The organism is Phaeobacter sp. CAU 1743 (genome assembly GCF_039839315.1).
GTDB lineage: Bacteria > Pseudomonadota > Alphaproteobacteria > Rhodobacterales > Rhodobacteraceae > Phycobacter > Phycobacter gallaeciensis_A.
In genome coordinates this window covers 1-14,811 of the sequence record NZ_JBDOQR010000086.1, presented here as the reverse complement: position 1 = coordinate 14,811, position 14,811 = coordinate 1, and the positions used below count along the sequence as shown (strand labels likewise).

Here is a 14,811-nt window from a genome sequence, read left to right as displayed (position 1 = left end):
GACGGCTGGGAAACCCTCTCTCAGCCCCTCGAACCCATGCCCCTTGACCTCGCAGCCTAAAACACCGACCCTTCACATGCCCGGAGCGCGCCGCCAGGGAATTTCCACAGCATTCGCGACACGACCACCCGGGGCGGTTCAGACCCTCTCTTAGATCAGGCCGCCAACTGGCCCAAAAACTCTGACGACGGACAGAACTGCTCAACGGAGAAGTCTTCTACAGCCTTCGGGAAGCGGAAATCCTGATCGAACAATGGAGGAAACACTACAATACCAAACGACCACATAGTGCCTTGGGCTATCGCCCTCCCGCCCCGGAAACCATCGTCCCGATGGACCCGAGACCGGTCATGCACTAACAATCAAACCGGACCACTCAGGTGGGGCTGATCAATGTCGTCTCTGCTTCACAAAGAACGATAGCAATCAAGGTCCAGAAAATTCTGCGACGAGCCCGCTTTGTGCGGGCTCTTTCTTTGCTAAACATGTGCATGCTTTTGGTTTCTATGTGCATGATTTTGAGTATACACCACCACTTGCACCATGTAGGCCATTGATATTTAATGTAAAAATGTGAACCCATGATTTCGAATCAACGAAGCGTGCTTCCATATGACCAATTGGCACCAATGACTTGCCTCAATGCCGCGGTACACCTGCGCACCCATCGGTTTTTCTTGCGGCGCAGCACCGCGGTTGCACAAGCCGTCAGCGGTCGTACTTTTGCTTTAGAATTGCAGTGCGTTTTTCAATCGCTACGGAGCAGCCCCGGTCAAAGCGACATCGCCCCGACGCTGCCGCCACCGCAAACATACAGGGTCTGACCGGTGACAAACCCGTTCTCCGGATCGCAGAAGAACAGAAAGGCGTTTGAGATGTCACGCACCGTGCCGAGACGTCCCACCGGAATACGCGTCGCCAGCTCTGCCTCGCGCTCGCTGCCCTTGGGAATGATCCCCCAGAAGTTATCAGTCTGCACGGGGCCGGGAGAAACCACATTCACGGTGATGCCATGCCCGGCAAGCTCAAGCGCCCAGGTGCGGGCCATGCCGATGATCCCCGCCTTGGTCGCCGAGTAGGCCGTGCGCGTCGGCACACCAAGTGCCGCACGCGAGCCGTTGAAAAGCACGCGTCCAAAACCGCGCGCCTTCATCGCAGGCAGGAACGCCTGCAACAGCGTCAGCGGTGCCGCAAGGTGCAGCTGCGTCAGCCCGGCCAGATCTTCGGGCGATGCCTCTTCCAGCAGATTGGGCCAGATCATCCCGGCATTGTTAACCAAATGCGTCACGTCATGATTGGCAGCGATTTCTGCTGCAGCCCTCGCCGTGGCGCTTGGGTCCAGCAGGTCGACCTCCACATGATGCAGGCCCGGGTCCGACCACTCAGGCGCGCCGCGTGACAGGGACACAACCGTGTATCCCTTTGCAATCAGGCGCTGCCCCAGATCGGCGCCAATGCCCTTGCTGCCACCCGTGATAACAGCCGTGTAGTTGCTCATGTCGTCACCATTGCCAGCACGCGCAGGGGGCTGCCCGTACCGCCTTTAATCTTGAGAGGGGGGGCGATCAGCAGCGCGCCCGTGGGGGGCAGCTGATCCAGGTTGCGCAGGCATTGCAACCCGAACTTCCCTGCCCCATGAAGCAAGTAATGCGCCGGATAGGGTGGCACGTAATGGGCGCCCTGACCGGCATCGGTGCCAACGGTTTCCGTCCCGAACCCGCGAATGTCCCGCTTCAGCAGCAGTTCAATCGCTGCCGGGGCCGGCCCCGGTGAATGCGGCCCGTCCTCTGCCATGTTGAGATAGGCCGCGCCGCTGCGCTTGGACCAGTCGGTGCGCATCAAGACCCAGCTATCGGCAGGGATTTCTCCGTGTTCGGCTTCCCAGGCTTCGATGATCTCTGGTGTCAGCTCGAAATCGTCATCCTTGGCCGCCCCTTCGGAACAATCGATCACCACGACCGGGCCCACAAAGACGCCCGGGTCGATCTCGTCCACTGCGCCATTGGGTACATCCTTGCCCGACACCCAATGGATGGGGGCATCAAAATGCGTGCCCGTGTGTTCATTGAGGGTCAGGTTGTGCCACTTCCACGCGGGTCCGCGATGATCATAGGCGCTGACCTCTTCCATGCGGAAACGGGCGCATTGGCCAAATTCCGGCGGCAGGACGATGACGGGAAAATCGGGATCCAACGTATGGGTCAGGTCCACGATACGTGCCGCACCGCTGCCCAGCGCCACTGCCACCTCTGCAATAAGATCGCTCATGATCCGCCTCCGGTCATTTCCCGTTCCAGCAACAGCGCATCCGCCTGCCAGCGCGCATAGTGATCACGCGCGATGTCGCCGCAGGTGACCTCTTCCAGCCCATCAACCAGCCCGCCGACGACCGAGCGCGCGACGGCGTTCGGCGTGACCTTGGGCGGCGGCAGCGGCTGGAACCAGGCATCCCCCTCGATGGGGCCGATATAGACATTCATCACGCGCAGGCCGCTCTGGCGGAATTCGGCGCGCAGGCTTTGCGAGATCGACCGCGCCGCCGCCTGAGACGCGCCAAATGAGCCAAAGCCCGGATCCGGCACCAGCGCCTGAACCGAGAGGATATTCACGAAGGCCGCCGCCGAGTTGGTGCCATCCTGCACCCGCGCAGCCATGCCGGGGCCGAACCCCTGCGCCAGCCGCATCAGGCCCAAGGTGTTCACCTCGAAACTGTCGCGGGCAAAACCCGTGTCATTGCCCATGATCCCGCCGGGGCGCACGAAACTGGCCGTGTTGATCAGGATATCGACCTTGCCGCCGATCTCGGCCGCAAGCTTCTCGATCGACGTCACATCCGTCACGTCCAGCGGCAGCAGCGAGACGTTTTCCATCGCTGCAAAGGCCGCGCGTTCCGGCCAGCTGCGCCAGGCTTCCGGCTCCCCCAGGAACACATGGGAGGCACCGGCCTTGAGCAGCGCCTGCGTCAGAGCCAGTGCCACTGGCGCGCGGGCGTCGCTGATCAGGACGCGGCGGTATTTCGGGTCGGACGACATCGCCCGCAGCACGGGATCATCTTGCATCGCGGCACTTCCTTTCTGCGGCAGCGCAACCAATACGCCCTGCCCGGCCCTATCCAGTTTCAACGCCATGCGCACCGCATCACCGCGGCCAACCTCGCCATGCAGATGGCAGTTGAGCATGGGCCCGGCCTCCAGTTTCACCGCCCCCATGCGCCAGGGCATGCGTTCGCGAAAATAGGGTTCGGGCGACACACGGATCGTGGTTTCAGCCATGACCGTGCCGGATGGGTCCACATCCTGCCAAGGCAGATCAACGGACAGGCATTTGTGGCAGGCATCACGCGGTGGATATTGCACCGCCTGGCACTCTGCGCAGACCTGCAGGCCAAAACGACCCTGCGCGGCCATCACACCCAGCCCCAACGCGGCCCGGCTACGCGTGGCGGGGGGCAGCACCGGTACGGCCGTGCGCCTTTGCGGGTCTTTCTTTTTCGGTGGGACCAGTGGTTCACTCATGACGCCCCTCCTTCGATCACGGCGGCAGAGGAACAGAGACCCCGGTCATAGTTGATCACGCCAAAGCCGGACACGGCCGCGCGGCGCGCGCCCTCGACCTGGGTTGGCCCCGCTGTTCCCGTCACCTGCCGTAGCGCCTCGACAAGACCAAGGTAGCCGCCTGCCGCGCCGGCCTGCCCGACCGACAGCTGCCCGCCCGAGGTGTTATGCGGGAAATCGCCGCCGATGGTCAGATCGTGGCGGCGCACGAATTCCGCGCCGTCGCCCTTGGCGCAGAACCCCAGATCCTCGAACTGCATCATGCAGATCACCGGGTAGTCATCATAGGTTTGCAAGACGTCGATCTCGTCCGGGCCGTGACCCGCCATCTGCCACAGCTCGTCCACGTCCACGGCCCAGCCGCCGCGCAGCTGCATGGGATCCTCGGGAAAGGCATTGGTGCGCTCGATGGTGGCGCTGATGCGGGCAAATGGCAGCCCCTTGGAGACGGCCATCTCTTCGCGCATCACCACAAAGGCCTCAGCGCCTGCGCAGGGCATCACGCAATCAAACAGGCCGATCGGGTCCGAGATCATGCGGCCCTCAAGGTATTGATCGAGGCTCAGCGGCTTTTTCATGATCGCCTGCGGGTTCTTCAGGGCATTGGCCCGCTGCGCCACCGCGATACGGCCAAAATCCTCACGCGTGGCGCCAAATTGTTGCATATATGCGTCCTGCAACAAGGCGAAGCTCGCGTTGGGGCCGCCGAACCCATAGGGAAAGGTCGCATCCATCGAGAACCGCGAAAAGGCGGAAAGAAGGTTGCGGAAACTGTCGATCCGGTTGGTATCCCCCGACACGCAGGCGATGACATCGGCATCGCCGCATTGCACCGCGCGCGCCGCCCGGCGCAGGGCGGCAACACCGCAGGCCCCGCCCATCGGAACGGTATCAAGCCAGCGTGGCGAAATGCCCAGATGCTGCGTCAGGCCAACAGGCGTGTCGGGCGCCAGGGTAAAGCTGGAGACCGAAAGCCCGTCCAGCTGCTGCGGCGTCATGCCGATCACGTTCAGCGCCTCGCGCAGGGCGCGGGCGATCCACCAATGGGCGGTTTCATTGGTGTAGCGCACGTAGGGCACCGGCACGGGCGCGGTCAGCACAACCCCGTCATAGGGCAGACGGTTCATGCCGCGCTCCGCTTTTTCAGATGGCGGGTATCGATGGTCTGGGGATCCTTCAGCAGCTCAGCTGCGCGCGTCTTCAGGACCGCCCGTTGCAGCTTCTGGGTCGCGGTAACGGGCAGGTCATCGACAAAGGCGATGTAGCCGGGTGCCTTGTAATAGGCCAACTGCGTCAGGCACCATGTGGTGATCTCATGGGCAAGCTCCGGGCTGGCTCCCTCCTTGGCAATGATGCAGGCAAAGACCTCGTCACCCCGGATCTCATCAGGAACGGCGGCGACCGCAACGCTTTGAACTGCCGGATGGCGGGCCAGCACGGATTCCACCTCGACCGCCGCGATGTTTTCCCCGGATCTGCGGATCACGTTCTTCTTGCGGTCGACGAAATACATCGTCCCGTCCGCCGCGCGCCGCACGATATCGCCGGTGTGGAACCAGCCGCCTTCCCAAGCCTCATCGGTGGCGTCCGGATTCTTGAAGTATCCGGCAAAGAAGCCCTTGCGCGGATCCGACCCTGCATGGCGCACCAGCAATTCGCCCTGATCGGCATCCGCGCCGCTGTCATCCACCAGCCGCACCTCGACCGTGTCTTGCGGCCAGCCGATACAGGAGGTGCCGACATTGCGCGGTTCGCGGTTGGCACAGATCGTGGCCCCTGCCCCGGTTTCCGTCATCGCCCAAGCCTCGGTCAGGGCAAAGCCGAAGCGTTCCTCAAACGGAGCATGGAGTTTTGGATCAATCCCTGCGCCAAACCCGAAGCGCACCGAATGATTGCGATCTTCCGCGCTAGGCTCTGCCCCCATCAGCATCGAGGGCATCACGCCCAGATAATGCAGGCAGGTTGCCCGGCTGCGGCGCACCGAGTCCCACCAGCTGCGTGGATGGAAACGATCCAGTGCCGTCAGGCAGCCGCCCACGGCAACCATCGCCATGAAGGAAAAGGCCATGGCGTTCATGTGAAAGATCGGCAGCGGCGTGATCATCCGCTCGCCATCCGTGTTCAGCGCACAAACACCGGTTGCGGTGCTGTACCAGCGGCCCGCCTCGATGAAATACTCATCGGTCAGGATGCAGCCCTTGGGCTGCCCGGTGGTGCCGGAGGTATAGAGCAGCGCCGCCTCTGCATCGCCGGTCCGCGCGGCAATCGCCTCGGTCGAAACGGCCCGTGGCAGCGCCTCGCCTGGCGTCACCACAGGCATCTGGACCTTGGCCGCCTCAGCGGCGCTGCGTAGCTCGTCCGCGCGGCTGGCCAGCGACAGGGCCAGAACAGGTTCGCCGTGCCCGATCATGTATTCCATTTCAGCGGCGCGCAGATCGGGGTTCACGGGAACAACAGAGATCCCGAGCGCATTGAAGGCCAGCCACCACAGGAAATAGCTGGGCCGGTTTTCCAGCAGGACCATCACGCGCTGGCCCTTGACGTATCCGGCGGCCTCAATCTCTGCGACATGGTCCTGCACCGTCTTCAGGGCCTCGGCGTAGGTGATCTCACCTGCGTCGATCCCGTAGATCTCTGCCGTCTCTGGCAGCACATTCAGGAACGGACGGTCAGGCCAGCGGGCGGCGCTTTCTGCAAAGGCGCCATATACAGTCTTTGCGGTGATCATGGCAGCAACTGAATATTGCGGAAGGCCGCGTCGCAATTGAGGAGATCAACCCGCTTGCCCGCAATCCGAAGCGCCCCATCCACCAGGGCCAGATCATGCCGCACGGTCAGGGCCAGCAACTGTTGCTCGTCCAGGCGCGTCTCCACGTAGTGCATGGAGGTATTGGTCACGAAGCGGTCTTCACCCATCTCGTCCACGAATGGGCGCTGAATAACATGATGACAGCGGCTTTTTGGCTTTTGGCTGAAGGTACGCGCGCCGTTTAAACGCTCCACCCGCAGTTTCAGCATGAACATGTCCTCATAGAGCAGCGAGGTCTGATTGATCGGATCGGTCTGCTTGTAATCAAGCGGCATCCAGTAGATCCCATCGGGCAGCCAGAGCGACAGCCACTCGTCATAGCGCCCCTCGTCCAGCATCCGCACCTCGTCATAGATGAAATCGATCAGCTGATCCCGTGTGACACTCATTCCGCCACCTCCTGCTCCGGGGCATCATAGGTCATGAACTTGGCCCAAGCGTTGAACTGGTTGCGCATCTGGCGTTCGGTGGTGCCATTGTGGACGGCTTCCTCGCTGAAATCCTCGTCTTCTTCGAGCAATCTCTGAACGTTGACCCATTCCATACCGTCGGCGTGCAATCCTTCCTGAGCGCGCTCGTACATCTCAAGGTCGTCATGCCCCACAATCGAGGTGGGCGCATTGATCATGCGGTTGTACATCGCCGTACGGGCGGTCAGCGCATCCGGCGCCCCAACCAGGCGGTAGATATAGCTTTCCACGATGGTCTTGTCGGCCGCCAGCGGGATAAAGACCCGCAGCTGCTGGATCGGACCTTTGATCATGATATTGGGGAAATAAACGGTGTTGTGCCGGTTGTCGTCCAGGATGGCCTTGGCCCGCTCCTCGCCGTAGCTTTCCGTCAGGGCCTCAAAATACCCCGGAATGGCGGAGTAGTCCGAATGGATCGAATGGCTGACGCCCGTGTGCCCATGCCCGTTGGGCCATGTGCGGATGCCCATGCCCTCGAAGAACTCATAGGGGGACATGAAGGGCGCGATGATCTCCATCGCGGGGGGCTTGGGCGTGCCTTCCGGCAGGTCCAGCTCTTCGTATAGCTTCACTGCGGTTCCGGCGCTGCTTTCATGCGCGACCATCGGGTGGCAGGTGTCGGTCTGGTTCTCGACCAGCATTTTCCAATTGCAGTGATGCAGATAACGCAGCGGCGGGCCGACCACCTCAAGCCGACCTTCGGGCGAGCGGTCCACCATATTGTCGAGCGAGCTGAGGCTGTCGCCAAAGAACTCTTCGAAACTGATGCCCTCTTCGGCCAGCCGCGCAAAGATGAAGCCGCGGTAGTTCTTGACGGCGCCGACCGCCTTCATGCCCTTACCGCTTTCTGTCTCTTCAAGGCCGGTGCCCTCGTATCCCTTTTTGAGTGGGATCGCGAGCAGGCAGCCATCTGTCTTGAAGGACCACGCGTGATAGGGGCAGCGGAAGAACTTACCGGTGTTGCCCTGCCGGTCGATAACGATCTTGGTGCCCTTGTGCGGGCAGCGATTATAAAGAACGTGAATGTCATCCGCCTTGTGGCGCACCTGGATGACCGGCTGATCCCCGATCTGGGTCGCAAAGTAATCGCCCTTGGCCGGGGTCTGGCTTTCGTGGCCGACAAACACCCAAGAGTTGGCAAAGACATGCTTCATCTCAAGCTTGAAGATGTCCTCGTTGATATAGACATCCCGGTGCACCTGATGGGGCTGCACAAGGGACGCCGCCGCAGTTGGGTTTCCTGAATAGCTGACCATGTCCGTTCCCCTATATATCCAGCACCAGCCGCGCGGATTTCGCCCGGCTCACGCATATCTGCATCACATCACCGGCGGCGCGTTCCGCTTCGCTGAGCACAACATCGCGGTGGTCCGGCACACCCTCGATCACATCGCATTGGCAGATGCCGCAATCGCCGCGCTGGCAATCGTAAAGGACATCGACGTCATGCTCCTCCAGCACCTCTACGATGGTTTTGTCCGCAGGGATGGTGAAGACTCTGCCATCGTTGATCTGCACCTCAAAGGCGCTGTCACCGTCCTGCGCCTCGGCTGCGGTGAAGAGTTCGAAATGCACATGATCCGCCGGAATACCGGCATCATCGGCCTTGGCGCGCACCGCATCCAGCAACCCGCGCGGACCACAGACGTAAAGATGCGCATCCCCCAGCCCACTTATGAGAGCATCTAGATCCAGCGCGCTCGAGTCATCATCGCAATGCAGGTGAAACGCCTCGCCCAACGTGTCCGCCAGCCTCTGGTAATAGGCCATGACGGCACCCGTGCGGCCCGCATAGTGGAACGCGAATCTCTGGCCTGCCGCCTGCAAGGCCGCCGCCATCGAAATCATTGGCGTGACCCCGATGCCGCCCGCCAATAGAACAGCGGGCGCGCCCAGCTTCACCGGGAAATCATTCTTGGGCGCTGCGAAAGTGACAGGATCGCCCACCGTCAGCGCATGCATCGCCTTGGAGCCACCCTGCCCCTCGTCTTCGCGCTGAACGGTGATGCGGTATTCCTTCGGCGCGGACATCAGGTCAGCATCAAACGCCACCAGCGAATAGGCGCGCGTTCCGCCGGGCACGTCGAACTCGACATGCGCGCCAGCCTCCCATTCGGGCAACACGCGACCATCTGTTGCAGCCACTATCAGGCTGCTGATACGGTCGGTCAGCGGTGTAACCTCCAGTACGACACCATCAATTTTGCTCACGGGAGTCCTCCTTTTGAAAGAATATGAAATTTCATATAACTCAGGTCAAGACATTTCTGGGCGTCGCCTTGGCGCATGCTGGGTGGACCTATGACAACGCCAGTCAGCCCGGATGGCACACCGGGGTTTGTGAGCAACTACCTGCTTTATCTGCTTGCTGCCGCCAGCGAAGGGGCCAGTGCCCAGTTTCACGCCCAAGTCCGCAGCTCGGGCCTGCGCGTGCCGGAGTGGCGGGTTCTGGCCTGCCTGCACGACTGCGAAGGCGCGATGATTACGCAGCTGGCCCGGATCGCGCTGGTTGAGCAATCCCGCCTGACCCGCATCATCGCCCAGATGGAGAAGCGCGGACTACTGATCCGCCAAAGCGATCCCGAAGATGGCAGACGGGTCCGCGTCTTTTTGACGCCGGAGGGGCGCGCGTTGACCAACAGGCTGGTTCCACAGGCACAAGCCCATGAAAAGGCCTTGCTAGAACGCCTGACAGAGCACGGCGGACACCACCTGAAGCCCATACTGCATGCATTGCTGAACACCCTGGAAGAGGACGCGCCAGAGAAGCTTTAAGCAGAAAATAGTTTTCAAGACGGCAAAAATGGAGTTACATGAAAACGCATATACCTTCCGAATTGGGGCGCTAGACCCTGAAAATGGTATGAATCCAACATTCTGGGAGACACTCCAATGACCAAGCTAACCAAGATTCTGGCCAGCGCCGCCGTCGCGATCAGCATGGGAACCAGTGCATTTTCTGCCGAAACGATCACCATTTCCACATGGCTGCCGCCCACCCACCCTGTGAACACCGAAATGTTTGCTCAACTGGGCGAGATGATGTCAGAGGCGACAGACGGTGCCGTGACGACCGAGCTGAAGAGCGGCCTTGCCTCGCCGCCTGCGCAGATGGATCTGGTCCTTGATGGCATCGCGGATGTGGCAATCCTGTTTCACGGTTACACGCCCGGACGGTTCGTCGGCACCAAGCTGGTCGAGATCCCCGGCTACGAGGGCAACGCCGAAGCCTCCTCGGTCGCTCATTGGCGGGTGCACGAGGCCATTCTCAAGGATCTGAACGAGCATCGCGGCGTCAAGGTTATCGCGCTGACGACCCATGGCCCGGGGCAGATCCATTCGAACAAAGAAGTCAACACTCTGGCCGATCTGTCTGGCCTCAAGACACGTTTGGGCGGTGGCGTCTCCGCAGACGTAGGCGCGAAACTGGGCCTTGTCGGCATTCAGGTGCCTGCCCCCAAGGTCTACGAGACGCTTGATTCCGGCGCTGCAGATGCCGTTGCCATGAACCTTGGCGAACGGATCAGCTTCAAACTGAACGAAGTGGCCAAGAACGTGTACGAAATGCCCGGTGGTTTCTATCGTGGCTCCTTCTCGGTCATCATGAGCCAGGAGAAATTCGACAGCCTGCCCGCCGATGTGCAGGAGGCGCTCGACAGCAAGGTCTTCGGCGAACCTGCTTCGCGGATGATGGGCGCGGTCTGGGACCAAAGCGACGCGACCGCACGCAAGCTGACCCAGGACACCGCGGACAATAAGATCGTTGAGGCCAGCGCGGAAGATCAGGCAGCCTTTGCCGTCATGGCCGCAGAGGTCCGCGACAAGATCATCGCAGAGGTGACAGCCGCAGGCGTCGACGGGCAAGCCGCCTATGACATGATGGTCAAGGAAATGGCCGCCGCGTCCGGCAAGTAAACGATCCGGAAAACGGGACCGGCGCACAGATGGGCGCCGGTCCTTTCATATCCTACTGCGCTCAAGCGAGGCCCGATGCAATACGCCCTCCGGTTCCTTACCGCCCTTTCAAAACTGCCGATGTTCCTGGCCAACCTGTCCCTTTTTGCGCTGATGTGCCTGACCTTTGCAGATGTGCTGATGCGTTCGGTTTTCAATGCCCCGATCGAAGCGGCAACCGAGCTGATCCGTATCGGCATTGCGCTTATCGTGTTCGCCGCCTTGCCGGTTCTGAGCGCCCAGAACGGCCATATCGCCGTTGATCTGTTGGACGGGCCGTTCCGCAGGATGAGACTTGAACGCTGGCGTGATGCGGCTGTTGCCCTGATCTGTGCTGTGATGCTGTGGTATCCGGCGGGCCGTGTTGTCGATCTGGCGGAACGCTCGCGCAGCTACGGCGACGTGACAGAATATCTTTCGATCCCCACCTTTTATATCGCCTATTTCATCGCAGCGATGATCTACATCACCGCTGTCGCATTGATCGGGCGCGGCCTGCTGCACCTCATTGCGCCGCATATGCTGGGGGCCAAGAATGCTTGAATCCTTCCTTGGCTTTATCGCCGTCTTCGTTCTGGTCCTGCTGCGCATCCCGATTGCCTTTGCCATGGGTTTTGTCGGCATGATCGGGTTGATTTACGAAACCAGCTATCGCGCTGCGATTTCGATGGTCGGGCGCTTGATCATCGACACCGCACAGGACTACGGCCTCAGCGTCATTCCCCTGTTCATCCTGATGGGGCTTTTCGTCAACAAGGGTGGGATCAGTCGCGAGCTCTACCGCGTCTCGAACGCCTTTCTTGGACATTTCCGTGGCGGTCTGGCCATGGCCACAATCGTGGCCTGCGGTGGGTTTGCGGCCATCTGCGGATCCTCGCTGGCAACGGCGGCAACCATGGCCAAGGTGGCCATGCCGGAAATGCGCAAATACGGATATGCAGACGGTCTCTCCAGTGCCTCCATCGCGGCGGGCGGCACCCTGGGCATTCTCATTCCGCCCTCGGTGATCCTGGTCATCTACGGGCTGCTCACGGAAACATCGATCGGCAAGCTGTTCATCGCGGGCATCGTTCCCGGCTTCCTTGGCGTCCTGTTCTACCTTGCGGCCGTGCGCCTGACCGTGATGCGCAACCCAGAGGTAGGCCCTGCCGGGACGCGTGCCACATGGGGCGAACGCCTGCAGGCGCTCAGCCATGTCTGGGCCGTTCTGCTGCTGTTTTTTCTGGTCATCGGCGGCCTTTACGGAGCGCTCAATTTCTGGCCGCTGAACCTCGCCTTTTCCCCTACCGAGGCCGCAGGAATGGGCGCAATGGGCGCTTTCCTGATCGCCCTGGCCCGGGGCAACCTGAATTGGCGAAGCATTCGCGAAGTCCTGGGGGAGACGGCTCTGACCACGGCCTCGCTCTTTGCGGTTCTTATAGGAGCCTGGGTGTTTTCCAACTTCGTCAATCTGGCCGGTCTGCCCGAAGGGCTACTAGCGCTGGTCACATCGCTTGATCTGGGGCCCTGGGTCGTGATGATCCTGATCATATTGATCTACCTCGGCCTCGGCTGCATCTTCGAAAGCATGTCGATGCTGCTCCTGACCGTGCCGATTTTCTTTCCCCTCATCACATCGCTGGGGTTCGATCCGGTCTGGTTCGGGATCGTTGTCGTCGTTGTGATCGAGATCAGCCTGATCACGCCTCCCGTCGGCTTGAACGTCTTCATCCTCAAAGGGGTGGTTGGTGACGTTTCGACCGCTACCATCTTTCGCGGCGTGACGCCTTTCTGGCTGATGGATATCCTGCGCCTGATCCTGCTACTCGCCTTCCCTACGCTTGTGCTGTTCTTGCCAAGTCAAATGTAGGAAGCGCGGCGGAACTGGTGCTTGGAGTTTCGTGGGCCGAGGCGCATGTACCACGTGAGGGCGGCTCACCTCGCCGCCACTTCGCAAGGTATCGAGGATGGACCTGCCCCAACGGCAGGTCCAAACGCCTGTCAGCCTTTTCCGCCCAACATCTCCTCAACCAGGCGCTGCACATCCAGCGCCTCTTGCAGGGTGGCAAGCCGGTGAGGTTTGCCCGCCATGCACAGGAGGAGATCGTCCAGCTGCGCTTGCAGCGCGACGGTGCGGCGGTCTGCCGGAGGTTGGGGTACCGGAACGAAGTCGTCCCCTTCCGAGATGGCATGGTCCGAGAAATTCGAAACCCGGTGGCTGGCCTTGCTGCCCTTGATGGTGAACTCCTGACAATCCGGCTGCGCACCGCCGACCGAAGCCAGAATCGACACCGGCAATCCTTCCTCGTTTTCCAGCCGGGCCAACAACGCCGTTTCGCACAGCGCCGGGTCCACAGGGTAAGAGGGCTGCGCCCAGGAGACGGTGAGCGGGCCAAAGATCCGCTGGGTGAAGAACAGGAAATGCGACAGGACCTCGCGCGTCATGCCGCCTTCGGCGCGGAACCGCAGCCAGTCCGCCGCCTGCTGCCAGGCGCGCGGCCAGGCGGCATAGGTCACCACCATATCCACCCCGACGAGATCGCCCATTTCCCCTGCAAGGGCAGCACTGGAGATATCCGTTAGAGCCGCACCGGCGGCCTGGGTGAAATTCACCGCTGCTGGTACGCCGCTGGCCTTGAGCCCTGCCACCAGCGCCTCGCTTTCCGCCAGATCAACGCCAAGCGGTTTTTCCAGAAACACCGCTTTGCCAGCCGCAGCCGCCGCCAGGGCATAGGCTTTGCGCGGTACCGGAGGGCAAGCAAGATAGACCAGATCAGCCGCCGCGATCGCCGCCTCGGGCGAACCTGTCACCTCAGCCTCGGGCGCCAGTGCCTGCGCGGCTGCGCAAGCGTCCGCAGACGGATCCCAAAGGGCTACCGGAGTGTAGTCTTTGTGCAGGATCAGTTGCTCAAGCATCCGCTGCCCCATGATCCCCAGTCCGATTACCGCTGTCTTCACCGCCATGTTGGCTCCTGTTTTTACTTCTAATTGTATTGATCCAGCATCGCCGGTTCAAAGGTCCCGCCCCACAGAGGTGGATCGGCTACTGTTGTTTGTCATGTGTAATTACAGACAGATCGGCGCTTCCGCAGCAGGCGCTTTGTGACAATTATCCCTAACACATGCAAAGAGAGCGATGCGACCTGTTTCCGGACACCCATGCCACAGACGCCGCGATCAAAAGTGACAGCCGCTCAGGTCTCAAAATGAAAACAATCTACGTATGACTGGAGCTTAGCGGTACCTCAATCACGAACCTCCGGTTACCTCACGGCACCTGCAAGCCGGAGTTGTGACCGCAGCAACGATCACAAAGCCTCGCTTTGCCCCTGTTGCCGCGGCCAAGATTGCCCCTGGAATTAACCTGTATTGGCCCAAAACCGGCCATCGCCCACTTGCTGAGGGGCGACAGCGAATCCTGCTCTGCTGAGAAAGCTCAAAGATATGGGCGATCGACAGCCCAGCCCAAGCCCGGCAACACACCATTTACCACACAGGCTTTCCGCCTTGTTTTCAATATCTTCGCGATATACCGTCACTCTGTCCTCACGAAACAATGATCGACACCCTTTGTGCGAAACCGGACGCCATACGTATCAATATCGAAGATATCTTTTCATGCTCTCGCCTCTACGCTGCACAACTTGCCCCCAGGGTGTTCCGGTTAGGCCATGACCTGCCTGACACACCTGCATGTTACGCTGGCCGCTGCGACCGCTGCCATGCTCTGGGCGATCTGCGCCATGATCTTGTTCTGGGTCGCACGCAACACCCGCTTTGCGGGTAAGCCCGCCTTTCTGCTGACATTGAGTGCGATGCTGTGGTGGCTGTTTACCGTTGCCGCCGATCTCGCTTCGCCCGGAGAAGCTTGCAAGGTTGCCTGGTCCCTTGCTGCCTGGCCCGGCATCACCTTGCTGCCGGGGATGTCCCGGTTGATGTTGAAGTTTGCCTGAAGGGTGGCGTTGCTTTCCCTGAGCCGTAGGCTCGGGGTGATCAAACCGAAAGGAAAGCAACACCATGAAGAAGACTACGACATCGCAGGCGG

General features: G+C 60.9%; 14 protein-coding genes and 1 pseudogene. 6 read left to right on the top strand and 9 right to left on the bottom strand.

Annotated features, from left to right (window positions below):
* Positions 1-188: 188 nt before the first annotated feature.
* Positions 189-359 (top strand): annotated as a pseudogene (locus AAFO90_RS21915) (transposase); the annotation flags it as partial.
* Positions 360-772: 413 nt separating this feature from the next.
* Here the strand turns inward: AAFO90_RS21915 and AAFO90_RS21910 are convergent.
* Genes AAFO90_RS21910 through AAFO90_RS21875 form a run of 8 tightly spaced genes read right to left on the bottom strand, consistent with a single transcriptional unit; the run spans position 773 to position 9,044 of the window.
* Positions 773-1,498 carry an SDR family oxidoreductase gene (locus tag AAFO90_RS21910; protein WP_347510779.1) on the bottom strand — a complete coding sequence of 242 codons (726 nt, stop codon included), beginning with the start codon at positions 1,496-1,498 and terminating at the stop codon, positions 773-775.
* The gene (locus AAFO90_RS21905) at positions 1,495-2,268 is read right to left on the bottom strand and encodes a cyclase family protein (RefSeq protein ID WP_347510778.1); all 774 of its coding nucleotides are present in this window, start codon (positions 2,266-2,268) and stop codon (positions 1,495-1,497) included. Before AAFO90_RS21905 ends, AAFO90_RS21910 begins: the two co-directional genes overlap by 4 nt.
* Positions 2,265-3,515: an SDR family NAD(P)-dependent oxidoreductase gene (locus AAFO90_RS21900; RefSeq protein WP_347510777.1), complete on the bottom strand. Its 1,251-nt coding sequence runs from the start codon at positions 3,513-3,515 to the stop codon at positions 2,265-2,267. Before AAFO90_RS21900 ends, AAFO90_RS21905 begins: the two co-directional genes overlap by 4 nt.
* Positions 3,512-4,681 (bottom strand): thiolase family protein, encoded by a 1,170-nt coding sequence (locus AAFO90_RS21895; RefSeq protein ID WP_347510776.1) that lies wholly within the window; start codon positions 4,679-4,681, stop codon positions 3,512-3,514. Before AAFO90_RS21895 ends, AAFO90_RS21900 begins: the two co-directional genes overlap by 4 nt.
* Positions 4,678-6,282 carry an AMP-binding protein gene (locus tag AAFO90_RS21890; RefSeq protein WP_347510775.1) on the bottom strand — a complete coding sequence of 535 codons (1,605 nt, stop codon included), beginning with the start codon at positions 6,280-6,282 and terminating at the stop codon, positions 4,678-4,680. Before AAFO90_RS21890 ends, AAFO90_RS21895 begins: the two co-directional genes overlap by 4 nt.
* The gene (locus tag AAFO90_RS21885) at positions 6,279-6,752 is read right to left on the bottom strand and encodes an aromatic-ring-hydroxylating dioxygenase subunit beta (RefSeq protein ID WP_065273363.1); all 474 of its coding nucleotides are present in this window, start codon (positions 6,750-6,752) and stop codon (positions 6,279-6,281) included. Before AAFO90_RS21885 ends, AAFO90_RS21890 begins: the two co-directional genes overlap by 4 nt.
* A complete protein-coding gene (locus AAFO90_RS21880) occupies positions 6,749-8,089 on the bottom strand; it encodes an aromatic ring-hydroxylating dioxygenase subunit alpha (protein WP_347510774.1) in 1,341 nt (446 codons plus the stop codon). The genes AAFO90_RS21885 and AAFO90_RS21880 overlap by 4 nt, the downstream gene beginning before the upstream one ends.
* A gap of 10 nt (positions 8,090-8,099) precedes the next feature.
* A complete protein-coding gene (locus AAFO90_RS21875) occupies positions 8,100-9,044 on the bottom strand; it encodes a PDR/VanB family oxidoreductase (RefSeq protein ID WP_347510773.1) in 945 nt (314 codons plus the stop codon).
* Positions 9,045-9,134: 90 nt separating this feature from the next.
* Between AAFO90_RS21875 and AAFO90_RS21870 the strand changes: the two genes are divergently transcribed.
* The 4 genes from AAFO90_RS21870 (at position 9,135) to AAFO90_RS21855 (ending at position 12,636) form a co-directional block, all read left to right on the top strand.
* Entirely contained in the window at positions 9,135-9,608 is a 474-nt protein-coding gene (locus tag AAFO90_RS21870; RefSeq protein ID WP_274867575.1) for a MarR family transcriptional regulator, read from the top strand.
* 117 nt (positions 9,609-9,725) lie between these two features.
* Complete coding sequence (locus AAFO90_RS21865) at positions 9,726-10,748, top strand: TRAP transporter substrate-binding protein (RefSeq protein ID WP_347510772.1); 1,023 nt, start codon at positions 9,726-9,728, stop codon at positions 10,746-10,748.
* A 75-nt stretch (positions 10,749-10,823) separates the two neighbouring features.
* On the top strand, positions 10,824-11,330 hold the full coding sequence (locus AAFO90_RS21860; RefSeq protein ID WP_347510771.1) for a TRAP transporter small permease: 507 nt from the start codon (positions 10,824-10,826) through the stop codon (positions 11,328-11,330).
* Entirely contained in the window at positions 11,323-12,636 is a 1,314-nt protein-coding gene (locus AAFO90_RS21855; RefSeq protein ID WP_347510770.1) for a TRAP transporter large permease, read from the top strand. Before AAFO90_RS21860 ends, AAFO90_RS21855 begins: the two co-directional genes overlap by 8 nt.
* 131 nt (positions 12,637-12,767) lie before the next feature.
* Here AAFO90_RS21855 and AAFO90_RS21850 read toward each other — a convergent pair whose 3' ends face one another.
* The gene (locus AAFO90_RS21850; protein WP_347510769.1) at positions 12,768-13,730 is read right to left on the bottom strand and encodes a Gfo/Idh/MocA family oxidoreductase; all 963 of its coding nucleotides are present in this window, start codon (positions 13,728-13,730) and stop codon (positions 12,768-12,770) included.
* A 707-nt stretch (positions 13,731-14,437) separates the two neighbouring features.
* Between AAFO90_RS21850 and AAFO90_RS21845 the strand changes: the two genes are divergently transcribed.
* Positions 14,438-14,719: a hypothetical protein gene (locus AAFO90_RS21845; protein ID WP_347510768.1), complete on the top strand. Its 282-nt coding sequence runs from the start codon at positions 14,438-14,440 to the stop codon at positions 14,717-14,719.
* The last annotated feature ends 92 nt before the right edge of the window (positions 14,720-14,811 follow it).